General features: G+C 54.5%; 21 protein-coding genes. 11 read left to right on the top strand and 10 right to left on the bottom strand.

Annotated features, from left to right (window positions below; translation table 11 throughout):
- Nucleotides 1–121 precede the first annotated feature (121 nt).
- The 4 genes from ileS to radB all read left to right on the top strand — a co-directional run bounded on the left by ileS (nucleotide 122) and on the right by radB (nucleotide 5575).
- Nucleotides 122–3271 (top strand): isoleucine--tRNA ligase, encoded by a 3150-nt coding sequence (gene ileS, locus NQU42_RS01745; protein WP_296608544.1) that lies wholly within the window; start codon nucleotides 122–124, stop codon nucleotides 3269–3271.
- A 43-nt stretch (nucleotides 3272–3314) separates the two neighbouring features.
- Complete coding sequence (locus NQU42_RS01750) at nucleotides 3315–3797, top strand: bifunctional nuclease family protein (protein WP_296608546.1); 483 nt, start codon at nucleotides 3315–3317, stop codon at nucleotides 3795–3797.
- Between the two features lie 15 nt (nucleotides 3798–3812).
- Nucleotides 3813–4730 carry a ribonuclease Z gene (locus tag NQU42_RS01755; RefSeq protein ID WP_296608547.1) on the top strand — a complete coding sequence of 306 codons (918 nt, stop codon included), beginning with the start codon at nucleotides 3813–3815 and terminating at the stop codon, nucleotides 4728–4730.
- Nucleotides 4731–4909: 179 nt separating this feature from the next.
- Nucleotides 4910–5575: a DNA repair and recombination protein RadB gene (gene radB, locus NQU42_RS01760; RefSeq protein WP_296608549.1), complete on the top strand. Its 666-nt coding sequence runs from the start codon at nucleotides 4910–4912 to the stop codon at nucleotides 5573–5575.
- 135 nt (nucleotides 5576–5710) lie between these two features.
- Here radB and NQU42_RS01765 read toward each other — a convergent pair whose 3' ends face one another.
- On the bottom strand, nucleotides 5711–6055 hold the full coding sequence (locus NQU42_RS01765; protein ID WP_296608551.1) for a DUF555 domain-containing protein: 345 nt from the start codon (nucleotides 6053–6055) through the stop codon (nucleotides 5711–5713).
- A gap of 65 nt (nucleotides 6056–6120) precedes the next feature.
- On the opposite strand from NQU42_RS01765, the gene NQU42_RS01770 reads away from it, so the two are divergent.
- Nucleotides 6121–6393: an amphi-Trp domain-containing protein gene (locus NQU42_RS01770; protein WP_296608552.1), complete on the top strand. Its 273-nt coding sequence runs from the start codon at nucleotides 6121–6123 to the stop codon at nucleotides 6391–6393.
- A 380-nt stretch (nucleotides 6394–6773) separates the two neighbouring features.
- Here NQU42_RS01770 and NQU42_RS01775 read toward each other — a convergent pair whose 3' ends face one another.
- The 8 genes from NQU42_RS01775 to NQU42_RS01810 all read right to left on the bottom strand — a co-directional run bounded on the left by NQU42_RS01775 (nucleotide 6774) and on the right by NQU42_RS01810 (nucleotide 15395).
- Entirely contained in the window at nucleotides 6774–7631 is an 858-nt protein-coding gene (locus NQU42_RS01775) for a universal stress protein (RefSeq protein ID WP_296608554.1), read from the bottom strand.
- A 203-nt stretch (nucleotides 7632–7834) separates the two neighbouring features.
- Nucleotides 7835–8836, bottom strand: a complete 1002-nt coding sequence (gene amrS / locus NQU42_RS01780; RefSeq protein WP_366070004.1) for an AmmeMemoRadiSam system radical SAM enzyme — start codon at nucleotides 8834–8836, stop codon at nucleotides 7835–7837.
- Nucleotides 8837–9148: 312 nt separating this feature from the next.
- Nucleotides 9149–9475: a hypothetical protein gene (locus NQU42_RS01785; RefSeq protein ID WP_296608557.1), complete on the bottom strand. Its 327-nt coding sequence runs from the start codon at nucleotides 9473–9475 to the stop codon at nucleotides 9149–9151.
- A gap of 30 nt (nucleotides 9476–9505) precedes the next feature.
- Nucleotides 9506–10069, bottom strand: coding sequence for a pyridoxal 5'-phosphate synthase glutaminase subunit PdxT (gene pdxT / locus NQU42_RS01790; protein WP_296608559.1), 564 nt, complete (start codon nucleotides 10067–10069; stop codon nucleotides 9506–9508).
- Between the two features lie 45 nt (nucleotides 10070–10114).
- Nucleotides 10115–11008, bottom strand: coding sequence for a pyridoxal 5'-phosphate synthase lyase subunit PdxS (gene pdxS, locus NQU42_RS01795; RefSeq protein ID WP_296608560.1), 894 nt, complete (start codon nucleotides 11006–11008; stop codon nucleotides 10115–10117).
- A gap of 417 nt (nucleotides 11009–11425) precedes the next feature.
- The gene (locus NQU42_RS01800; protein WP_296608562.1) at nucleotides 11426–12595 is read right to left on the bottom strand and encodes an ABC transporter permease; all 1170 of its coding nucleotides are present in this window, start codon (nucleotides 12593–12595) and stop codon (nucleotides 11426–11428) included.
- Nucleotides 12592–13686: an FtsX-like permease family protein gene (locus NQU42_RS01805; protein ID WP_296608563.1), complete on the bottom strand. Its 1095-nt coding sequence runs from the start codon at nucleotides 13684–13686 to the stop codon at nucleotides 12592–12594. Before NQU42_RS01805 ends, NQU42_RS01800 begins: the two co-directional genes overlap by 4 nt.
- A 515-nt stretch (nucleotides 13687–14201) precedes the next feature.
- Entirely contained in the window at nucleotides 14202–15395 is a 1194-nt protein-coding gene (locus NQU42_RS01810; protein WP_296608565.1) for an MFS transporter, read from the bottom strand.
- A 226-nt stretch (nucleotides 15396–15621) separates the two neighbouring features.
- Between NQU42_RS01810 and NQU42_RS01815 the strand changes: the two genes are divergently transcribed.
- From NQU42_RS01815 to NQU42_RS01835, 5 genes are all read left to right on the top strand, one after another.
- On the top strand, nucleotides 15622–16713 hold the full coding sequence (locus NQU42_RS01815; protein ID WP_296608567.1) for a DegT/DnrJ/EryC1/StrS family aminotransferase: 1092 nt from the start codon (nucleotides 15622–15624) through the stop codon (nucleotides 16711–16713).
- Between the two features lie 4 nt (nucleotides 16714–16717).
- Nucleotides 16718–17629, top strand: a complete 912-nt coding sequence (locus NQU42_RS01820) for a Gfo/Idh/MocA family oxidoreductase (protein WP_296608568.1) — start codon at nucleotides 16718–16720, stop codon at nucleotides 17627–17629.
- Nucleotides 17626–18189: an acyltransferase gene (locus NQU42_RS01825; protein ID WP_296608570.1), complete on the top strand. Its 564-nt coding sequence runs from the start codon at nucleotides 17626–17628 to the stop codon at nucleotides 18187–18189. Before NQU42_RS01820 ends, NQU42_RS01825 begins: the two co-directional genes overlap by 4 nt.
- Nucleotides 18186–19379, top strand: coding sequence for a nucleotide sugar dehydrogenase (locus tag NQU42_RS01830; RefSeq protein ID WP_296608571.1), 1194 nt, complete (start codon nucleotides 18186–18188; stop codon nucleotides 19377–19379). The genes NQU42_RS01825 and NQU42_RS01830 overlap by 4 nt, the downstream gene beginning before the upstream one ends.
- Before the next feature lie 318 nt (nucleotides 19380–19697).
- Nucleotides 19698–20489 carry an ABC transporter ATP-binding protein gene (locus NQU42_RS01835; RefSeq protein WP_296608573.1) on the top strand — a complete coding sequence of 264 codons (792 nt, stop codon included), beginning with the start codon at nucleotides 19698–19700 and terminating at the stop codon, nucleotides 20487–20489.
- Between the two features lie 371 nt (nucleotides 20490–20860).
- Here the strand turns inward: NQU42_RS01835 and NQU42_RS01840 are convergent, their stop codons facing one another.
- Entirely contained in the window at nucleotides 20861–21442 is a 582-nt protein-coding gene (locus NQU42_RS01840; RefSeq protein WP_296608575.1) for a hypothetical protein, read from the bottom strand.
- A gap of 465 nt (nucleotides 21443–21907) precedes the next feature.
- Here NQU42_RS01840 and NQU42_RS01845 point away from each other — a divergent pair, with 465 nt between their 5' ends.
- Nucleotides 21908–23011, top strand: a complete 1104-nt coding sequence (locus NQU42_RS01845) for a radical SAM protein (protein ID WP_296608577.1) — start codon at nucleotides 21908–21910, stop codon at nucleotides 23009–23011.
- The last annotated feature ends 128 nt before the right edge of the window (nucleotides 23012–23139 follow it).

Consider the following 23139-nt stretch of genomic DNA (forward strand, 5'->3'; position numbering starts at 1 on the left):
GATCGAAAAAAATCTGGTCGGGATAGGAAGTGAAGTCTAAGCCTGAACATATGGCAGACCGCATAAAGGCTAAATAGAGCATCGCCAAATGGTCCAGAGCTGCTTTAGTGGAGGACTGGGTGTGATCGTCGAGGTTCCAGGACAGTACAACCCCAAGAATGTCGAGGATGAGGTCAGAGAGTTCTGGCAGAGAGAGGATACCTACCACAAGGTCAGAAGACTGAGGGCAGGTGGAAGGCGTTTCTTCTTCGTCGACGGCCCTCCGTACACAACCGGCAGGATCCACCTCGGCACAGCCTGGAACAAGGTGATCAAGGACTCGATTCTAAGATACATGTCCATGAGGGGGCATGAGCTCAAGGACCGGGCCGGCTGGGACATGCACGGCCTCCCGATAGAGGTTAAGGTCGAGGAGCACCTCGGATTCAGGAGCAAGAAGGATATCGAGACATATGGAGTGGACAGGTTCATCGAGCAGTGCAAGAGCTTCGCATTGAGACAGAAGGACGAGATGACTGAGCAGTTCAAGTCCCTGGGGGTATGGCTCGACTGGGACAACCCGTACATGACGCTGAAGAATGAGTACATAGAGGCAGCATGGTGGACGCTGAAGAGAGCGCATGAACGCGGACTGCTCGAGAGAGGCCTGAGGGTGGTGAACTGGTGCCCGAGGTGCCAGACAGCCATCGCCGACTCAGAGGTCGAGTACTGGGATGAGAGAGACCCATCGATATACGTCAAGTTCCCTGTGGAGGGTGAGGAGAACACATACATCGTGATATGGACCACAACACCCTGGACCATCCCCGCAAACGTCGCTGTGGCTGTTCATAAAGACTTCATGTACTCAAAGGTTCGCGCCTGGCGCAGGGATGGCACTTACGAGATACTCATAATGGCAACAGATCTCATCGAGAATGTCCTGAAGCAGGGTAGGTATGTGGATTACGAGATACTGGAGAGCATGAGGGGAGAGGATCTGCTCTCGCTGACGTACAGAAACCCGCTACAGGATCTGGTCCCACCGCAGAGGGATTTCGTCCACGGAGTTCATCTTGCCGATTTTGTGACCGCTGAGAACACGGGAATCGTGCACATAGCCCCGGGCCACGGCCTCGAGGATTACGAGCTCGGCCTCGAGAAGAGGCTCCCGATATTCTGTCCGGTCGGGGAGGACGGAAGATACACATCAGAGGCAGGCGAGAAATACGAGGGGAAGTACGTCAGGGATGCAAACCCAGAGGTCGTGGAGGATCTCATGGACAGGGGCGCGCTTCTCGCGAGCGGAGAGCTCGTCCATCGCTACGGCCACTGCTGGAGGTGCAAGACGCCGATAATATTCATAGCTACAAGGCAGTGGTTCATCAGGATATCCGACCTCAGGGACCAGATGCTCCAGGAGATCGAGAGGGTCTCCTGGTACCCGGAGTGGGCGGGATCCGCTCGGTTCAAGGACTGGATATCGAACGCACGCGACTGGTGCATATCCAGGCAGCGGTACTGGGGGATACCCCTGCCGATATGGATCTGCAGGAGCTGCGGATCCATGGATGTCATCGGCACAGCCGCGGAGCTTGAGATGCGTGCAGGCCGGGCCGTGGAGGATCTGCACCGGCCCGCCGTGGATGATGTGAGGCTTAGATGCAGCTGCGGCGGCGAGATGGAGAGGGTGCCGGATGTCTTCGATGTGTGGTTCGACAGCGCTGTGGCATCATGGGCCACGCTGAACTTTCCGAGAGAGGATAAAGAGTTCAACGTCTGGTGGCCTGCGGACTTCATAACAGAGGGGCACGACCAGACCAGGGGCTGGTTCTACTCGCAGCTCGGCGCGAGCATGGTTGCATTCGGCAGAGCCCCGTATAAGAGCGTCCTCATGCACGGTTTCACGCTCGACGAGCAGGGAAGGAAGATGTCGAAGAGCATAGGGAACGTCGTGCATCCAGAGGATGTAGTTGAAAGATATGGCGCCGACACCCTGCGCTTCTACGTCCTCTCATCGAATGCACCCTGGGAGGACCTCCACTTCAGCTGGGAGGGGGCGATGAATGTCAACCGTATGCTCAACATTCTCTGGAACGCCTACCGCTTCCCCCTGCCCTACATGATCCTGGACAAATTTGACATATCGAAGGCCGATACGAGCAGATACAGCCTCAGGCCTGAGGACCGCTGGATCATCTCAAGGGTGAACTCGCTCGCAAAGGAGATCGAGGAGAACATGGCAGAGTACATGCTTCATAGAGTCACAAGATCGCTGCAGGATTTCATCCTCGAGGATCTATCGAGATGGTACATCCAGCTTGTGCGCCCACGGACCTGGATCGAGACCGATGATCCGGACAAGCTCGCAGCCTATGCCACCCTATACACAGTCATGTCGAGCCTGGTGAAGCTCCTGGCGCCGTTCACACCGTTCCTTGCTGAGAGCATCTACCAGAACCTTGTTAGAGGTCTGGATCCAAGCGCCCTTGAGTCTGTCCACATGTGCGACTGGCCCGGGTACAGGGAGGATCTGATAGATAAAAGGCTCGAGGAGAGCATGCGCTACGTGAGGGAGATCTCGGAAGCGGTCTCCAATGCAAGACAGAAGGGCGGGAGAAAGCTCCGCTGGCCTGTCTCCAGGATAATGATCTCATCTGATGAGCAGCTTGATCTCAGGGATCTAGTCCATGTTCTCAGGACGCAGACCAACTCCAAGGATGTGATCGTTTTGCCTCCGGGAGAGAAGCCCGAGATGAACCTGGAGGTCTCTGTCGTCCAAAAGAAAATAGGGCCCGTATTCAAGGGAGAGTCGAGAGATGTGGTAGAGGCTATCACATCCATGAATCCGAGGGAGGTAAAGCGGATCATCGAGAGCGGAGCGCCCCTTGAGTGGAAGGGCAAAAGCTACATGATCACAGGCGAGATGGTAGAGTTCCGCGAGATACCTCCTGCGAACCTCATACCTGCAGAGTTCTCGAAGGGCATCGTGTACGTGGACATAACGCTCACCGACGAACTCAAAGCAGAGGGGTACGCGCGCGAGATAATACGGAGGATACAGGATATGAGGAAGGATCTGGATCTGAAGGTGGATGAGATGATCCGGGTCTCCGTCGCGCTGGACAGCAGTGAGGTTCTGGGACTCGTATCAGGCTGGAAGGACCACATAAGCAGCGAGGTCAGGGCGACTCTTTTAAGAATGGGAAATGATATAGATATTGAGGGAGAACTCACCAAGGACTGGGAGGTGGACGGCGTAAATATAAGGGTCTCAGTGGCAAGAGCCTGACCCCCGTGCGAAGCGAGATCTCCCTTCTCTGAGAGGAACTCAAATGTCAGATGAATATGAAGATGCTGGTGAGGATAGCGTTGTGCCTGTGCGCGTGAAGGGTGTTTACATAGCAGAGACGCTTGGCGGAAACCCCTCACCCGTGGTCCTACTCGAGGACGAGAGATCGCGGATAGTCCCGATATTCGTCGGGCTCTCAGAGGCGATATCCATCCACAACGCCCTCTCCGGGGAGGTCTCGCCCAGGCCGATGACCCACGATCTCTTCATATCTGTCCTCGAGTGCCTGGAGGCGACGATCTCTGATGTGCTAATAGACGACCTCGAGGGGGGCATATACTATGCCAGGCTCTCGCTCGTGCATGGCACCAAGAGGAGCGAGCTCGATGCACGGCCGAGCGACTGTCTGGCGCTGGCGATAAGGGCCAAGGCGCCGATCCACATCCAGGAGAGGATCATAGAGATCTCGGGAATGGACAGGAGTGAGATGGAAGGTTTCAGGCGTCTCGACAGCTACATGCACTGATATGATGGTGATCTTTTGCTGCAGGTTATCTTTCTGGGTACAGCTGGCTCTCTGCCCACGCCTGACAGGAGCTTGCCGGCCATTCTTGTGAACCGGGAGGGCGATCTTCTTCTCTTCGATTGCGGTGAGGGCACTCAGAGACAGATGATGATCGCGAGGACAGGCATGATGCGGTTGAGCCACATATTCTTGACACACCTTCATGCTGACCACATACTTGGTATACCCGGACTCCTGGAGACCATGGCGTTCCAAGGAAGGGAGAATCCGCTCGTGATAGCCGGCCCTCCGCGCACGGCAAGGATGGTGAGCATCCTGAACGGGCTTGGATGCTGCGTGCGGGATTTCGAGATCAGGGTGCTGGAGATGAGGCCGGGGGATTCTGTGCGGATGAGCGGGTACACTGTAACAGCGATCGCAACCCAGCACAGCGTGCCGAGCCTGGGGTATGTGCTGCTCGAGGACATGCGGCCCGGAAGGTTCAACAGGGAGCGCGCTATAGAGATCGGTGTTCCTGTTGGTCCTCTCTTCGGAAGGCTCCAGAGGGGGGAGAGCGTGGAGATCGACGGCAGGGTGGTCAGGCCTGAGGACGTCCTGGGCGCTCCCAGGCCCGGCAGGAAGATCGTATACAGCGGGGACACCAGGCCGACTAATGAGATAGAGGAGGCGAGCAGGAACGCAGACCTGCTCATACACGATGGCGCTCTGGCAGATGATATGATCGACTGGGCGGTGGAGACGAAGCACACAACCGCAGGAGAGGCTGCTGCGCTCGCCGCAAGGGCCGGTGTGAGAAGACTTGTCCTGACGCATATAAGCTCCAGGTACTCTGAGGATACGACGCCGCTTCTGAACGATGCCCGAAAGATATTTCCCGAGACTATGATAGCATCGGATCTGATGAGGATCGAAGTTCCTCTCCGGGACGCGTGAAGAGCCATTGGCTGGGGCACAAATCTGCTGGAAGCATGCATTGAGGACGAATGCGATGCCTGTTCCATGCATACACGCCGAAACCCCGTGAGCCTGGAGTCAGACACCTGGCGGCGCACAGATCCTAAGCATCGCTGCTGCAGGAATCCTTATAGTATCCCATCATCATCTTCTCGCAGATGATCAAACGAATTCCCTCAGGATGCAAGAGCATCGATGATCTCCTAGGTGGCGGGTTCGAGGCCGGAATAATAACACAGATTTACGGCGAATCCGGTACTGGAAAGACCAACATAGTGATACAGCTATCTGTGCAGACCGTTAGGCTCGGATCGCGTGTGATATTCATAGACACCGAGGGATTCTCTCCAGACAGGTTCGTCCAGATCGCTGGGGAGAACGCGAAGGAGATCGCCTCGAAGATCGTGGTCTTCCAGCCGCTCAGCCTCGAGCAGCAGCACATGGCGATAAGGGACGCATCCAGAATCGCCGGGGAGGGGTTCGGGCTTATTGTTCTTGATTCCGCGACATCTCTCTACAGAGCGGCTCTGGAATCGACGGACAACCGTCAGATCAAGAGATCGCTGACATCTCAGCTCTCAGAGCTCCAGGAGATCGCCAGAAGGCACAGCATACCGGTGGTGATAACGAATCAGGTTTATATGGATATCGACACTGGCATCCTCAGACCTGTGGGGGGCACATCTATGGAGCACCTCTGCAAGGCGATACTCGCGCTGGAGAGGCTGGGCGAGGGGAGGAGGCGAATGCGTGTGGTGAAACACAGGTCGCAGCCTGAGGGGGAGGTTGCGGAATTTCTGATAACATCCAGCGGTTTGATCTGATTCCAAGCTGTCTTTTTAAAGAAACTCAGCGTAACGATCATCTGAAGCAGCCGGCATTATTCTTTTCTGAGGAAAACGATGGCAAACGCCCCATTCTGTTCAAGATGCCGGGGGCCTTTAGCATGCTGCAGGCTCTCATTTCAGCTGTTCGACCTCTATCACGCGGAGCGGGACGGATCCCAGAGCCTTTCCGATCATCGCCTTTGCGATCCTTCCTGCGTGCTCCTCGCTCTCCGCATTGAATATCTTTATCTCGAATATCAGGCCGACCAGGGCGGTTCCCGCAACGAGTAGAACCCCTTCAAGCGGCTCCTCGCAGCTAGGGCAGTAGCTCTGGCCGACCTCGACCTCGACGTACTCCATGCCGCTCTGGTTTAGCCTCTTGCCAGCCTCTGAGATCGCCACACCGATGGCATCATCAGCAGACTTCACATCCCTGACTATCCACGCCCCCTCAAGGGTTACCAAGAAGTTGGACATCTCATCCCCCTCGAGAGCGATAAGGATATCTAAGTTGCGGGTCAGAGAAACAAAAGGTGATACAGATGATCCAGATACCAGGCAGAGTCGGAAAGAGCTCTGGAATGCCGCTGAGCACAGAGAAGGAGTTCGAGCAGGAGATATACGTAACGCGCGGAGAGATGGCAAACTTCATTCGCGAGCTGGCATCTGCGATCGAGGCTGGCGGCAGGGTTGATCTCTCAAGAGACGACTGGACGCTGGGCGTCACTCCCATGGAGCCCCTGAAGATCGAGATACAGTACAAGGGGAACAAGAGGGAGATTGAGATCCAGCTGAAGCTTAAGGAGTTACCGTAAGCGCTGCAGAGCCTGCTGGCTGCAGAACAGAGCATATGCACGGGATCGGCCTGCCGAAATCGCATCACATGTGCAGGCCGGATTCCGGCGCAATCTCATGCAGGAAGCCCGCACCTGCGGTGTCCAATGTGCTGTACCATCGCCATATGGCGTGGATCCGCGTGTGGATACACCCGGCAGACTACTAAAGATATTTTTAGATTGTGCGCTGCACACTCACATCCGCACTAACATGCTGTGTTGAATAATTAAGAGTTCTAAGGTCGAAAGCTATCGATTTTTACTAGAATTGCAATTCGTATGAATCCAGCCTCTACTATCGGATTCTCAAACATTATTCAACACGGCACACTAACATAAAATTATAAAAATAGGAAAGCTCAGTAAATCGCGATCTTGGAGCTTCTCAGAATGAGGACAGGCCTGCTTGCCGTATTTGCCACCCCATATGCTGTGCTTCCGATCCTGCCCTTCTTGATAGCGGTTGCACCCTGTGAGCTCATCGCGATCAGGGAGACATCCTCCTCAGCTGCAACGGATCTTATCTGCTCGCAGGCCTCGCCGACCACGACCTTTGTGCTCACATTTAAACCGCCTTTTCTGAGCTCCGCCGCGACCTCATTCAGACGCTCCGTGCCGTATTGGACCGCGGAGTCGATCTCCTCCTGTGTCTCGCCTCTGGAGACCACATGAAGCAGCATCAGCTCGCCGATCCCGCTTATGTTCTTCAGGAACGATAGCGCTGCCTCGGCCGGCTGGGAGAAGTCTGTCGGATAAAGCACCTTGTGCAGCAGCCTCGCGCAGTATATGCCGACCGGCTTTCCCTCCATCATCCTGTATCTCATCAGAAGGAGATGCGTGTTGCCGTAGCGCAGAACGTTCCTGGAGACGCTTCCAAGGAGCACGCTCTCGATCAGGCTCTTGCCTCTTGCACCCATCGCTATCAGAGAGACATTCTCCTCATCTGCCACCTTCTGTATGGCGCTCGCCACCTCCCCCTCCAGGACGGAGACCGCCCTCACCTTGACGTTCATTCCCTGCAGGGGGGCCGCCTCGCCCTCCAGCCTCTTCTCCGCCTCCCTTATCTCCGCAACCGGGTCCCAGACCCTGGCAAGCGGATCCCTGCTGATGACATGAAGGAGGACAACGTCCTTCACACCCGGTATCTGACCAGCGCACTCTACGACCTTTCTCGCATGCTTAGAAAAGTCCGTGGGGATCAATATCTTCTCAAACATCATATTCACCAGGCTTTCACATCTTTCTGCAAAGCTGCACATAATCAATCTATGTCTTTACCTTTATTAGTTTTGCCGGCACTGAAGATCGATCCTGATTGTTCATGCGCTCACATTAAACTTGATTCCCGACAAGCCAGATCGTAAATCCATCGCGAGAGGTCCTGCATGTGGCCTCTGGGCGGTGAGATGTGCAGCTTGTATCACCAGACACCCGGGATCTGTGTACCGCACCTGGGGCACCGGCCATCGACTATGCTGTTGAGCGTCACGCGGTATGCGAAACGCTCGATCAGAAGCTCGCCGCAGTTGTGGCAGTGCGTGTTCTCCCCCTCGCCAGGGATGTTCCCCGCGTAGATGTAGCGGATGCCCGCATCTCTGCCGATAGCCATGGCCCTTCGGATCGTGGCTGCGCTCGTTGGCGGCGCATCTCTGAGCTTGTATGTGGGATGGAAGGCTGAGACATGCCATGGCATATCGACGCTCACTCCTGCGAGAAACTCGGCTATCTCCCTCAGCTGTTTATCAGAGTCGTTGTAGCCGGGAATCACCAGAGTTGTTACCTCTGTCCAGACGCCAAGCTTCGGAAAGAGCTCGATGTTTCTCTTCACGGGCTCCACTCTGGCGCTGCATATCTTTCTGTAGAACTCATCATCGCCCTTAAGATCGATGTTGATCGCGTCCAGGTATGGAGCAATCGCCCTCGCAGCCTCTTCAGTCATGTAGCCGTTGCTGACGAAGTTGTTCTTGAGCCCGAACTCCTTCGCCTCAACAGCGGTATCGAGCGCAAACTCGAAGAATATCGTCGGCTCTGTATACGTGTAGGATATCGATTGAACTCCAGACTCCAGGGCCTCCGCGACGATATCCTCGGGAGCTCTTTCGCTGCCGATGATCATGCCCCGGTCCACGGGCATCTGGGAGATATCAGCGTTCTGGCAGTGTCTGCACTTGAAGTTGCAGCCAACCGTGGCGATCGAGTAGCTCCTGCTGCCCGGCTGGAAGTGGAACAGAGGCTTTTTCTCCACAGGATCGACATGCTCAGCCACAATCTTGCCATAAACGAGCGAGTAGAGGGTCCCGTCGATGTTCTCCCTGACACCGCAGATGCCCCTGCGACCAGGATGAATCCTGCAGTTGTGGTTGCAGAGGTTGCATCTGACATCGCCGCCCTCAAGCCTCTCGTAAAACATGGCCTCTTTCATGTCAGCCATGATAATAGGTAAACGTCCTCTTAAATTATATACTCTCCTGAGAGGCTCTGGATCTCAGAGAGGTGCAGCATGAGATCTGCTGCGCCAATAAGTCCCTGATAACAGCGATCTATCCAATCCAAGCACGGAAGATCGGTTGAATCAGATGCTGTGTCGAATAATTAAGAGCTGTAAGGCCGATAGCTATCGATTTTTACTAGGATTGAAATTCGTATGAATCCGGCCTCTGCTATCGGATTCTCAAACATTGTTCAACACAGCAGAATCAGATTAAGGGGCCCTATATGAGTTCCTGCAGAGATTCTAACCCCTAACAGCCCTTCTCCAGAGCTTTTCCGCTTTGTCCGGGATCGACTCTATCTGCTCGTGGATATCGAGACGGTGCTTAATGTCAGCTGCTTTTATGCGGAGCTCCACAGACTCGCGCATGAGCTCCCTGGCCTTTGTCCTCAGCTCTTCAGACTCGATCCAGAGGGCCTCCGCCTGCTCCGGGTCGAGCTGCCGCATATCCACAGACCTCTTCCGGAGCGAATCTGATTCCTCTATAGCAGATGCTGACTCTGCTCTCAGCTGCTCAGAGCGCTTCAGGAGATCCTCCATCTCCCTGCGCATCTCATCGTAGCTTTTCACAGCAAACCTGCCATCGAATATATGACCACCTCAGCCCATCTCCAAGAGCATCCTGTGGAAACGGAGATCCTCTGTGAGCTCAGGATGAAACGCAAGACCTATGAGGTTCCTCTGCCGGACTGCGACCGTGCGGCCGCCAAAGCGCGCGATCTCCTGCACCCCCTCTCCGCATCTCAGGACGACGGGCGCGCGGATGAAGACCGCCCTGTACGGCCTGTCGAATCCTGCCACATCTATCTCAGCCTCGAACGACTCGCGCTGCGGGCCGAAGGCGTTTCTTCCCACAGAGATATCAATCAGCCCCAGGGGTCTGACATCGCCTGCGTCGATCTCCTTCGCGGCGAGCACGAGCCCTGCGCATGTCGCGAGCACTGGCACATCATTTGCAGCCGCCTGCTTGATCTCAGCTGCTATTCCTGTCCTCTCGAGCTGCCTGCCGATAGTTGTGCTCTCGCCTCCAGGCATCACTATGCCAGAGCATGTGGGTATAACGCCCGCACGCCGTACTGCGACAGCCTGGCCGCCTGCTGCCTCTACGGCGCTGATGTGCTCCGATACATCTCCCTGGAGGGCTATGACCCCTATCCTCCTCACGTTACCTCCCGGGCAGAAGCCCCGGGCTCTTGCGGAAGAGCCGGCTCACCATCCTCTCGCCTGCAGCGCCTCTCCTTCCTGAAGGGTGGTGACGTCTATGCCCTTCATCGGCCTTCCAAGACCTCTGGAGACCCTGGCCAGAACCTCCGGCTCGTCGTAGTGATGCACAGCCTCGACTATTGCTGCAGCCATCGCCTCCGGGTTCTCGGACTTGAATATGCCGGAGCCGACGAAAACACCATCAGCACCGAGCTGCATCATCAGAGCCGCATCTGCCGGCGTTGCTATGCCACCGGCAGCGAAATTGACCACAGGCAGCCGCTGGAGACGGGCGCACTCCGCAACCAGCTCCGGGTCGGCCTCGATCTCGCGCGCGAACTTCGTCAGCTCCTCGCTGTTCATGCCCTTGAGCTTCCTTATGTCGCCCATGATCATCTTCATGTGCCTCACGGCCTGGCTGACATCACCGGTGCCCGCCTCCCCCTTGGTCCGTATCATGGCTGCGCCTTCCTTTATACGCCTGAGGGCCTCCCCCAGGTTCCTGGCGCCGCATACGAATGGGACCTTGAATTTGGTCTTGTCGATGTGGAACTCGTCCGCAGGGGTGAGAACCTCCGACTCGTCGATCATATCCACCCCTATCGCCTCCAGGATCTGTGCCTCGACGAAGTGGCCGATCCTGACCTTGGCCATGACAGGAATGGTCACAGCATCTATGATCTCCTCGATCACCTTTGGATCCGCCATCCTTGCCACGCCGCCCATCCTCCTGATATCAGCAGGAACCGCATGGAGGGCCATGACTGCGACAGCTCCGGCCTCCTCAGCGATCATGGCCTGCTCCGGGGTGGTGACATCCATGATGACTCCACCCTTCTGCATCTTGGCGAAGCCGCGCTTCAGCAGCTCCGTACCGAATCGAAGATTCTCCAGCTCCATGATAGTTTCTTACCTCGAACGGTGAACTAGCTGCATTTACGGTAAATAAACTTTGCCCCGCCCCTGCTGTGTTGAATAATGTTTGAGAATCCGATAGCAGAGGCTGGATTCGTACGAATTGCAATTCTAGTAAAAATCGATAGCTCTCGACCTTAGAGCTCTTAATTATTCAACACAACACCCGCCCCTGAAATGCCTGTCAGAATTGTGGGCTGAAACTGGATCGAGATCATAATGCAGCGTTGGATATACTCACCCTCGGACTGAGGGGTAGAGCCTGTGGAGATGCTGGATAAACAGATCCATGAGACCTTAGACCTCGTCGATGCCTCTCGATGCAGTTCGAGAGACGTCGAGGGGCTTCGACAAAGTCGAAACGCAGGAAGCTCCGCTCTTCAGGGCGGAGAGTGGATCACTTCATTCAGATGCTATGGCCTCGACCGGATCGAGCCTGGATGCCCTGTAGGCCGGATAGAGTCCCGCCAGCAGGTTGACAACCATGGAGTAGACAACCGCCCACAAGAAGAACTCAGGCTTCATCACCACGGTCATCCTCGATACCATGTATATCTCGCTCGGTAGCTCAACCGGATACATCATGATGAGCCTGGCTGCGATGTACGCCAGGATGCACCCGATGAGGGCAGATGGGGGAGCGAGGATGAGGCTCTCAAGAATGAATATCTTCATTATCGAGAGCCTCGTCGCGCCCATCGCCATCAGTATACCTATCTCCTTCGTCCTGCGGGTTATTATCATTATCATGGTATTGGCTATGCCGAATCCCGCTATCGCGAATATTAGAATATAGAAGATAACCACAAAGCGCGACTGCGTCTCGAGTAGATTCAGTATATCACGGTTGATCTCAACCCAGCTCCTGGCGTTGTAGCTGGTTTTTCTGTTGACATCCTCTGCGAGATTCGGTGCCTCGTATAGGTCAGAGAGCCTCACAGAGATCTCCGAGACGACATCGCCCTCACCGAGGATATCCTGTGCGGTCTTCAGCGGAATGTACACAAGAGTTTTGTCGCTTGCTGTGCCGGTCTCTATGATGCCTGCGACCTTTAGACTGATGGATCTGTTCTGCCTGACCAGCTCTATCCTGTCGCCGCTTGAAGCTCTTATCTCCTCAGCAAGCCTGCTGCCGATAACAGCTGAGTACCTGCTCAGCTCCAGCTCACTGAAACTCCCCTCGATCAGGTCCCTCTCAACCCTCATCAGAGGCTCCTCATCTGCTGCCCTGACCCCGATCACCTCCACACCCCTTGCCCTGTCCCTGTGCTTGACGACCGCCTTCCCACGCAGTCTGGGGGAGACCGCCTCAACCCCAGGGTACGCCCATACTGCGGCAGAGAGCGTTCTGTAGAGGTGTATCTCGTTCTCGCCCTCCTTCGGCTCGATCACAACATGAGGATTGTTCTCGATGGTTGTGCTCATGATCTCCTCCCTGAAACCGCCCATCAGGCCCATCATGACGACGATGATCGCCACAGCCAGAGCTACAGAAAGCACAGTGAAGAACGCCATCCTGGGGTTTCTGACGATGTGATGGGATGCAATGATGTGCTCAAACATCTCGCTCATCCACGCAGGGCGATCACAGGATCGAGCTTCGATGCCTTGTGCGCGGGATACACGCCCGCGGCCAGGCTCAGTAGGACCGCGGCAAGCACTATGACCAGGATTTTCCAGGGGTCTATCACCACAGGCAGCACGAACTCCTCCCAGCCGGGTGCCTCGACCTCGAACCCCATGCCTTTGAGATAAAGAGAGAGAGCCACGCCTCCTGCAGCGCCGCAGATGCCACCTATGAGCCCCAGAACAGTGCTCTGGATGAGGAATATGTTGCGTATCATCGCCTCTGTTGCTCCCTCAGCCATGAGCATGCCTATCTCAGATGTCTTCTCGAGAACAAGCATGTACATCACGCTCGCTATCCCGAAGGCCGCGATGATCATTATCAGAAGCATGATGATGTTGTTCTCAAAGTTCTCTATCGCAATGGTCCTGAGGATCTCCGGGTAAAGCTGCTGCCAGCTCTCTGCCTTGTAGCCAGTCGCAGAGATCTCCCTGCTGACCCGATCCGCCATGTATATGTCCTCGAGCTTGATATCTATGCCGTTTATGACATCCCCCTCACCCAGGAAGTTTCTGGCTGTGCGGAGAGAGACGAATGTCATCTCCTCAGGAAAGCCCTGCGGCGGATCGAATATCCCGGCGATCATGAGGTTTAGGGGATTAGCGTCCGGGAACCTCGCGTCCAAAGTATCTCCCAGCTCCACATCCAGCTTCTCGGCGAGCTTCGTCGATATCACTATCCTGTTCTCCTGCTGGATCGACTGGAGATCTCCATAAATCATGCGCTCTGAGATGCTCGGATAGATCCTTTCCATCTCTGATGGTATAACGCCAATGAGAATGACGTTCTCGACGTTGTTCTTGTGCGAGAGCGATGCGGCTGCGCTCAGGCGAGGAGAGACTGCGGTAACGCCCTCAAGCTGCCATATCCTCTCCATTAGCGTCCTGTAGAGGTAGATGTACCCCTCACCCTCCTTCGGGCTCACGCTGACATGCGCGAGGTCCTTTACGATAATGTCTAGGAGGTACTCCTGAAAGCCAGCCTGGAGCGATACAGAGGTCACACTGACAGCCACCGCCAGCCCGATTGCCAGCACAGAAAGAGCAGTCTGACGCCTCCGGCTTCTGATATATCGGAACGCTATGAACGTCTCGAACAGATAACCACGCCCTTGCTGAACTTTTTCAGCCTCTGGAGCAGCTTGCTCCAGAGGCTGTCCCTCCCTCCTCCTGTATAATTGCTATCAGTAACACATATTATTCGTGAATAAAATCGAAATTATGAGCTGCTCCAGACTCTCGAAAAAGCCAATGTGTGACATGAAGTTATGGTCTTCTCGAGCCAGGGTGGGAACGCAACAGGACCGCACGCTTCCCCCTGCAACCTCAAAGTATTTTAAACTTGGGGATCTCGTCTTCCGATCTCCTGGGAAGATTTTGTCAGGCACATACTGCATGGTCGTGATCTCGCATCAAGATCTGTTGCATGCGACTGCTTCATGCGGCATTTTGCCCATGTACGCTGATTCCTGAAAGCACATCCGGCGCTCCGGGCCCAAGACCATCTGCTAAAGTTGCCCAAAAGCAGGAACTAATGATGGAGCGCCTTGAATCATGCTCGAACTCCCTCAGATCTCCCCCGCAGCATCATCTCTCCGAGAACCATACAGAATGAAGCAGCTGCGGCCATCAGAGCGCCGAAGAGAAACGTAGCATCCGGGCCGAATGCCTGCCATATCGAGCCGGCGATCAGGCCGGACGCTATCGATGCGATTCCAACCATTCCATGATAGACGCCCAGTGCTGTGCATCTCACCTCATCACAGCTCAGATCCGAGACGTATGCGCTCTGCGCTCCATCGACAATCGCGAATACAAGACCATACATGACGAAGAGCAGCACGAGCCACCCTGTAGAGGATACGAAGGCGAACCCGAGTGCCACCAACGAGAATAACGCGTAGCCGATTGCAAGCGTCCATCTTCTTCCTACGAGATCGGATACCACACCGCTTGGTATGGCCATCCCCGAGTAGACGATGTTATACAGGATGTAAAGCAGAAGAGGAGCTCCAACTGCCAGGGAGCCAACGAAGAGCTCCTGTGCCCTGAGCATGAAGAACATGTAGCTGAAGTTCGCAAGCGAGAATATGGATGCCACGAGGACGAACCACCTGAGTCGCAGCGGCAAAGAGGAGATGCCTGGTCTGATGATTGCCATCGGAGATCTCCGTACATCCCTGACATAGATGAGGGGGATAAATGCCATCAGTGAGAGCGCTGCGGCCACAGCCAGGATCTGCCTGAAGCTCAGCCCCGCGCTCCAGAGGAGATAAGCGAGACCTGATCCCAGCACCGCTCCGAATGTGTCAAGCGCTCTCACCGTGCCGAAACCCCTTCCCATATGTGAGGACTCGACAGATCCCGAGATGATTGCATCCTTTGGCGCTGCCCTCACACCCTTGCCGCATCGCTCGACGCTTTTAAGCAGGACAACATGCTGCCATGTTCCGGATAAGGGCAGAAGCGTCTTGGCCACCGCAGAGAGACCATAGCCCGCTACGACTAAAGTCTTCCTTTTCCCTGTTATGTCACCCGCGTATCCTGAGAGTATCTTCAGCATGCTCGGAATTCCCTCGCTGAGACCTCCCACCAGCCCCACAGCGATCGCACCACCACCCAGTGATGTTATGAAGAGGGGCATGATCGGCTGTATGATCTCGCTGCTGGTGTCGTTTAACAGGCTGACCAGCCCTATGAAGAGGACATTTCTGCTGCCAGCCTCAGCCCGCTGATCCTCTGACATACGATCTGACCGTTGGGTCTACGGATATATCATATTAACTGCTGTGTTGAATAACAAATATCTCTGGGGTCGGATGCTATCGGTTTTTGCCAGAATTTGAATCTGCATGAATTCGGCCTCTGCTATCGGATTCTCAAACATTATTCAACACAGCAATATTAGCGAAACATTCATACTCCAAGCTTCCTGTGGAAGATTCGAATAAGATAAAGAGGAGATCTGAGTAATGGATTTCATCCCGATTGCCAGGCCGCTCCTGGGCGACGAGGAGATAGAGGCTGTATCCGAGGTGATCAGGTCTGGCATGCTTGTTCAAGGGGAGCTGGTCAGGCGATTTGAGGAGATGTTCTCATCATACATCGGAGTGAGAAACTCGGTCGCTGTGAGCAACGGCACCGTGGCGCTGGATCTCGCGCTCAAGGCGTTCGGTCTCAAACCCGGAGACGAGGTGATATGCCCGGCGTTCACATTCATCGCTACATCAAACGCAGTTCTTTACCAGGGGCTCATGCCCATCTTTGCGGATGTTGATCCCAGGACGTTCAACATAGATCCGGGGGATGTTCTGGAGAGGGTGAACCGCAACACAAAAGCGATCATTGGGGTGCACCTCTACGGCCAGCCGTTCGATGTTAAGGCCATCGGAGAGATATGCGAGGATCACAACCTCATCCTCATAGAAGACTGCGCACAGGCGCATGGCGCTGAGTACGATGGAAAGCGGGTGGGGGGATTCGGCACAGGATGCTTCTCATTCTACCCGACGAAGAACATGACCACCGGAGAGGGTGGGATGATAACAACAGATGACGATGCGCTTGCAGAGCGCGTGAGACTTCTGAGGAACCACGGCGACCTCGGGAAGTACAACCACGTGATGCTCGGATACAACTACAGAATGACGAACATCCAGGGCGCGATAGGCCTTGTTCAGCTCGGAAAGCTGGATGAATTCATAAATGCCAGGATAAGGAATGCAGAGTATCTCAGCTTGCACATAAGCAGAGACGGCATAACAACTCCATGGAGGGATCCCAGGTGCAAGCATGTTTACAACCAGTACGTTCTCAGGGTCGAGGATGACTTCCCGATGAGCCGTGATGCGCTTTCCAGCCATCTCCAGTCGAGAGGTATCGGTACAGGCGTACATTACCCGATGCCTGTTTATGAGCAGCCTCTGTACAGGCAGCTCGGGATCGGATCGCGCTGTCCGGTTGCTGAAGACGTCTCGAGAAGAGTGATAAGCGTTCCGGTGCATCCAGGGCTCAGCAATGAAGAGCTGAAGAGAATCGCGGATGCGGTGAACAGCGCAGGGTGATCCGATGGATGTGGGAGTAATAGGCGTCGGCTCGATGGGTCGCAATCATGTGCGCGTTTACTCTGAGCTGAAGGGGGTGGAGAACCTCTACGTCTACGATTCTGTGGAGAAAAACGCTGAGGCTGCGAGGGAGTATGCGACGATATGCCGCAGCATCGATGAGCTTCTCGATGCATCTGAGGCCGTCTCCATCTGTGTCCCCACAAAGTATCATTACGATGTTGCCATGCGTGTGATAGAGGCAGGAGTCCACTGTCTCATAGAGAAGCCAATGACGCTCAAGTTAGATGAAGCGGATGCGCTTTTAAGTGCAATTCGTGATAAGGATCTGGTGGTGGGCGTCGGGCACATCGAGCGCTTCAATCCGATAGTGAAGGAGATTAAAAGGATAATCACGTCGCCCGTATATGTTGAGATAAAGAGGCACAATCCCAGCTCGTCGAGGATCACCGATTCATCGGTCGTCGAGGACCTGATGATCCACGATATCGATATAGTCTTCAACGTGCTCTTCCCGGAAAGGGAGGATTACAGTATAAGCAGCGCTGGCACGAGGAACGTATGCGAGGCACTGATACGATTCGGCTCGTCGATTGTCTCCCTGTCAGCGAGCCGCATGTCCTCTAAGAAATTCAGGACTTTCTACGTCGAGGAGGAGGGTGTGACAACAGAGGGCGACTTCATGACCCAGGAGGTATACATCTACAGAAAGCCTGATAAGTACCTCAAGGAGGAAGAGAGATACCTCCAGGAGAACATAATCGAGAAGGTGCTCGTGAGCAAGGTTGAGCCGCTCAAGGTCGAGCTGCGGGCGTTTCTGGATGCTGTCATTGGCAGATCCGAGTTTCCTGTAACTCCTGAGCAGGCATTCAGAAACATGAAGGTATGCGCTGAGATATCGAGGGGTCTGGTATGAGCTACAGGAAGCACCCGACTGCAGTGGTCGAGAGCGCCGATATCGGGGACGGCACGAGCATATGGCACTTCGCCCACATCAGGGAGGGGGCGAGGATCGGGAAGAACTGCAACATCGGGAAGAGCGTTTACATAGACAGGGATGTCAGGATCGGAGATAACGTGAAGATCCAGAACTTCGTCTCTGTTTATCACGGAGTCGATATCGAGGATGATGTTTTCATAGGCCCTTCAGCAGTTTTCACAAACGATCTGTATCCAAGAGCGTTCAACTGGTCGGAGGAGATGGTAGTGCCAACAAAGGTCTGCAGGGGTGCAAGCATAGGCGCGAATGCGACGATAATCTGCGGCATAACCATAGGGGAGTACGCCATGGTCGGGGCGGGCAGCGTTGTCACAGATGACGTCCCCCCATACGGTCTGGTTTACGGAAACCCAGCCGTGCTGCGTGGATATGTCTGCAGATGCGGCAGACGCCTGGAGAGGCTCGTAAGAGATGATGGCGTTAAAGAGTACCTCTGCGACTGCGGGGAGACTGTACGCATAACCTCGGAGGGATGATCCTGAAGATCGCTGTTGTGGGCCTTGGTAATGCAGGGCTTCCTCTTGCAGCAGTAATAGCAGACCATGGGATTCCGGTCGTGGGCGTTGATATAGACAGGAGGAGATGCGACCTCATAAACAGCGGGAAGAACCCCATACCCCAAGAGTCCGGACTCGACGAGCTGATATCGAGACACGGCGGGCAGGGGATCATCGCAACGACAGAGTACAGAGATGCATCCTCATGCGGTGTATTCATAGTAATAGTTCCGCTCTTCATCGACGAGAACCACAATCCGGACTTCAGGACGCTTGAGAGCGCGTTCAGGAGTCTCGGGGGCATACTGAAGCAGGGAGATCTCGTGGTCCTGGAGACGACCGTGCCGCCCGGGACAACAGAGGGTCCAGCGCTCAGATGGCTGGAGGAGAGCAGCGGTCTCAGGCTCGGCCAGTTCTATCTCGCACACTCCCCGGAGAGGATAATGACAGGATGCAGCATATCCAGGCTCAGGGAGTTCCCGAAGGTCATTGGGGGGGTGGATGAGAGGAGCGGCATCGTCGCCTACGACGTTTACAGGAGGTTCATACCAAATCTCAGGCTGGTATCATCTGCAAGGGTCGCAGAGATGATAAAGGTCATGGAGGGCTGCTACAGGGACGTCAACATCGCACTCGCGAACGAGCTCTTCAGAATCTCAGAGGAGCTTGGCATCGATTTCTACGAAGCCAGGGAGCATGCTAACCACGAGTACTGTCACATACACATGCCATCGACAGGCGTAGGCGGGCACTGCATCCCGGTCTATCCCTGGTTTCTCATAAATGAGATGGTGAGAAGAGAGCGTGCCGATGATGCGATCATGCTCAGGACCGCCAGAGAGCTGAACGACAGCATGATCCGCTACTGGATGGATCGTATAATTGATGGTTGCATGCGTATAGATAAACCACTGGCTGAGATCAGGATCTGCATCCATGGAATCACATACCGCCAGGGCGCAAAGGAACTCCACCACAGCAGGAACCTCGCGCTTGCGAAGCTCCTGAAGAGCAGAGGGCTGAAGGTTGGCGCATACGATGACCTGCTTTCGAGGGAGGAGATCCTGAAAACCGGCCTGGAGTGGATGGATCCAAAGGATGCAGATCTGGTGTTCAATTCGTTCGAGCTCAGATTGAACCTCAGGCGTCCCCGAGATGCTAAGGCATGAAATCCGAATGCTCAATCATTCCGATGCCCATGCTCGCTTTGTCCCGGATCGAATTAAACAAGAGGCACGGATCCAACCATCTCGCGCCATGCAGCTCTGTGGGCCCCACTCATGCGACAGTAAATGCAAAAAGACGTGAGGATAACACGGAGGCTCACACAGATGAGCTGGCGTTAAACTATGGAGATGTGACTCCAACGATCCCGAAAACTCGGCCCAATCCGATGGTTCTCGGAAGATGAAACACGAAATGCCCAGCTGTTCGCAGCTGGAGCAGTCTGGCCTGAGATTCTGGATAAAATCTAACAGTTCACCTCCATGAGGAGCGTGATACGATCCATGGATCCGGTGATAGATAGAAGTGGCAACAGAAACATCATAGAGATAAGAGATCTGACCAAGATATACAGGGATGGCGTGGAGGTGGTGGCTCTGGATCGCATAAATCTCACGATAAAAGAGGGGGAGTTTCTGGCGATAGTTGGACCAAGCGGATCCGGAAAGTCAACGCTTCTGAACATGATAGGCCTCCTCGACACCCCAACAAGCGGAACGATACTGCTGAAGGAAATCGACGTCACGAAGATCAGCGCGAATGAGCGGGCGAGGCTGAGAAACAGAGAGCTTGGATTCGTCTTCCAGTATCACCATCTCTTACCCGAGTTCACTGCACTCGAGAACGTGATGATGCCCATGCTCATAGCAGGGGTAGAGCGAAAAGAGGCGCGCAACCGGGCGACTGCTCTGCTCAAGGAGGTTGGTCTCGGAGACCGGCTGGACCACAAGCCAAGCCAGCTCAGCGGTGGGCAGAACCAGCGGGTTGCGGTCGCGAGGGCCCTGGCGAACAGGCCATCGATCGTGATAGGAGATGAGCTCACCGGCAACCTGGACACAAAGACATCGAGGATGATCTACGACATGCTTCGGGACCTGAACAAGAGGATCAACCAGACATTCATCCTCGTGACGCACGATATGGAGATGGCGGAGATGACAGATCGCATACTGAGACTGGTGGACGGAAAGATCGTCTGTGAGCTGAGGCGGGTCGGCAACGATTTCGTGAGCGGAGAGATCTGCACCGAAGATAAAGGCGCAGATCAAGAATAGGATCCTGCCAGGAAAACTAATTGGCATGCTGCTGGAGAGAACCATGACGCAAGCTCACCCATCTGGATGAAAAGCATGCGAGAGCATAGGCGTGCCAGAAGGATGAAAGATGGCCCGAAGCCAGTGCTATTTTGATACCGGAAACTTAAGGAGCGCTTCTTGCAGTGGATTGCTGATGGTGTTTCTAGATTGCTTTGGCTATATTAATCCTCGAATGATTCCATAGCCTGTTTGCGAGTTGGTAAGGCGAGTTGGTAAGAGCAGAATGCGCCTCAGAACTCATAGGGCTCATCATATTTCAGAGACCTGATGTCATCATCGGCGCTTGGAAGCTGATCTCTTATGGAGACGAGAATCTGTACATCTGTTACCTAAAACCAGACGGCAAAAGCCTTTATGCTTGATACGGGCCAGTCCTCCATGCCGAAAGTCCCGCCCCAGCTCCTCTTGAAGATCTGCTTCGTCAGCGGCTCGATCAGTGTCATCTCTATGCCGCCATCTTCTTCAAGCGCCTCAGCGCGCCCCTTCTCTGATGCACCTGATGCAGAGATATCGATGCTCCATAGATTTCCCGCGTTCTCAGCGATGTCGTCGAGCATCCGATCAACCCGCATTATCTCATTCCCAAGCCTACGGGAAGGAAGAGCGTACGATACATCCTCCTCTGTCACAACCCCCACGATATCCATCGACCTCGGAGAGGAGAGGCGTATTAGAGAGCATGCACATCTCGGGTTATACTCCCTGAACATGTACCAGAGCCTTCTTGCGCTGATGTCTCCAGATGGGTCTGATCCATGCGGCTCCGGCCTGAAAGCGCTCAGCACAGCTCTGACCGCCCTCATGGGTATTGCAATATAACTATAATCATTTGGATATATTGAGCTGCTGGCTCCAGTTGCATTGCCCACCGCCTTTATCAGCATCTGATAGCTCAGCACAAGATCATCCATGAGAAACAGATATTCTTTACAGATATAAAAATTTTTTCTGCATGATGCTGTGTTGAATAATGTTTGAGAATCCGATAGCAGAGGCCCGATTCATACGAATTTCAATTCTAGTAAAAATCGATAGCTATCGACCTTAGAGCTCTTAATCATTCAACACAACACTGCATGACTCTGCCGTGTTGGATAATGTGTGAGGATCTGATAGCAGAGGATGAATTCATGCAGGTTCAAACTCTGGCAAAAATCGATAGCATACGACCCCAGAGCTATTTGTTATTCAACACAGCTGCATGACTGTGATAGGCTGATCTCCATCATGAGCCGAGACCGCGCTGATATGCGGATCAATCGATGAGAGGCCTCCTCCAATTCCCTCGATGGGTCTTCTGCCTGAGTTCCTATAAAGCACATGCCGATACCAATCATAATATACTATGATGATCAACATGATGCGCCGGAGATGCGATGGCACGCTGTTCTTTATGTGGAAAGACCTCGAGCCTGATTTCCGGGGAGCTGAGGGTATGCCTGAGCTGCATAAGATCACGGCCAGAGGAATCCCTAGAGATGGCGATGATGGCGCACAGAAGAAGCAGGGCTGCGTATGGTCTGCCAGAGGAGGTGCCCAGAGATCCGGATGGCATTCAGTGCAGCATATGTGCAAATGAATGCAGAATTCCTCCCGGCGGCATGGGCTACTGTGGTCTGCGGAAGAATATCGATGGAGAGCTGGTGGGCGTCACTCCTGCACAGGGAAAGCTCTCATGGTACCACGATCCGCTCCCGACAAACTGCGTAGCTGACTGGGTCTGTGCAGGCGGTACGGGCGCCGGATATCCAAAGTATGCGCATTCAAATGGCCCTGAGATCGGATACATGAACCTGGCAGTATTCTTCCATGCATGTACATTCAACTGCCTCTACTGCCAGAACTGGCAGTTCAGAGCTGAGACGCTCCGCCCATGGACGACCGATGTCGTCGAGCTGGTAAAGAGTGTAGATGAACGAACTTCGTGCATCTGCTACTTCGGCGGCGATCCCACACCGCAGCTGCCGTTCGCTCTGAGGGCATCCAGAATGGCCCTCGAGGCGAGAAGGGAGGGTATCCTGCGGATCTGCTGGGAGACAAACGGATCCATGAATCGCCATCTTCTCGAAGATATGCTCGAGCTCTCCCTCATCAGTGGTGGATGCGTCAAGTTCGACCTCAAGGCGATGGATGAGAACCTTCACAGGGCTCTGACAGGGGTCTCGAACAGGAGAACCCTGGAGAACATATCTGCAGCTGCAGAGAGGATGAATGAGAGAGAGGACCCGCCGCTTGTTATCGCGAGCACGCTTCTGGTCCCGGGATACATCGACGAGGAGGAGGTAAGAGCGATAGCGGAGTTCCTGGCATCCCTCAATACAGGAATCCCATACACGCTGCTAGCGTTCCATCCGCAGTTCCACATGAGAGATCTGCCGTTCACTCAGAGATCGATGGCCATGCGGTGCTCAGACGCTGCGAGAAGAGCTGGACTTGAAAGGGTGCGTGTGGGGAACGTTCACATCCTCACACCCGGCTGATGCCAGCCCTTTCCTCAGGGCTGATCGGAGAAGCGGGCGTCGCTTTTAGGGCGATTGACAACTTGGATGGATGCAAACTGGCCGCTGGTAACGCTCATCCATTCGCCAGGGGCGCACCGCAGAACCTG

The organism is Methanothrix sp. (assembly GCF_024518575.1).
Lineage (GTDB): Archaea > Halobacteriota > Methanosarcinia > Methanotrichales > Methanotrichaceae > Methanothrix_B.

Bases quoted from the DNA above. Each gene is read 5' to 3' on its own strand.
- NQU42_RS01840 (WP_296608575.1), bottom strand. From the start codon at position 21,442: ATGGATGATCTTGTGCTGAGCTATCAGATGCTGATAAAGGCGGTGGGC.
- NQU42_RS01845 (WP_296608577.1), top strand. From the start codon at position 21,908: ATGGCACGCTGTTCTTTATGTGGAAAGACCTCGAGCCTGATTTCCGGG.
- NQU42_RS01770 (WP_296608552.1), top strand. From the start codon at position 6,121: ATGATCCAGATACCAGGCAGAGTCGGAAAGAGCTCTGGAATGCCGCTG.
- NQU42_RS01825 (WP_296608570.1), top strand. From the start codon at position 17,626: ATGAGCTACAGGAAGCACCCGACTGCAGTGGTCGAGAGCGCCGATATC.
- NQU42_RS01750 (WP_296608546.1), top strand. From the start codon at position 3,315: ATGTCAGATGAATATGAAGATGCTGGTGAGGATAGCGTTGTGCCTGTG.
- NQU42_RS01775 (WP_296608554.1), bottom strand. From the start codon at position 7,631: ATGTTTGAGAAGATATTGATCCCCACGGACTTTTCTAAGCATGCGAGA.
- NQU42_RS01830 (WP_296608571.1), top strand. From the start codon at position 18,186: ATGATCCTGAAGATCGCTGTTGTGGGCCTTGGTAATGCAGGGCTTCCT.
- NQU42_RS01810 (WP_296608565.1), bottom strand. From the start codon at position 15,395: ATGTCAGAGGATCAGCGGGCTGAGGCTGGCAGCAGAAATGTCCTCTTC.
- pdxS (WP_296608560.1), bottom strand. From the start codon at position 11,008: ATGGAGCTGGAGAATCTTCGATTCGGTACGGAGCTGCTGAAGCGCGGC.
- NQU42_RS01815 (WP_296608567.1), top strand. From the start codon at position 15,622: ATGGATTTCATCCCGATTGCCAGGCCGCTCCTGGGCGACGAGGAGATA.
- NQU42_RS01820 (WP_296608568.1), top strand. From the start codon at position 16,718: ATGGATGTGGGAGTAATAGGCGTCGGCTCGATGGGTCGCAATCATGTG.
- NQU42_RS01800 (WP_296608562.1), bottom strand. From the start codon at position 12,595: ATGAGCGAGATGTTTGAGCACATCATTGCATCCCATCACATCGTCAGA.
- NQU42_RS01765 (WP_296608551.1), bottom strand. From the start codon at position 6,055: ATGTCCAACTTCTTGGTAACCCTTGAGGGGGCGTGGATAGTCAGGGAT.
- radB (WP_296608549.1), top strand. From the start codon at position 4,910: ATGATCAAACGAATTCCCTCAGGATGCAAGAGCATCGATGATCTCCTA.
- amrS (WP_366070004.1), bottom strand. From the start codon at position 8,836: ATGAAAGAGGCCATGTTTTACGAGAGGCTTGAGGGCGGCGATGTCAGA.
- NQU42_RS01835 (WP_296608573.1), top strand. From the start codon at position 19,698: ATGAGGAGCGTGATACGATCCATGGATCCGGTGATAGATAGAAGTGGC.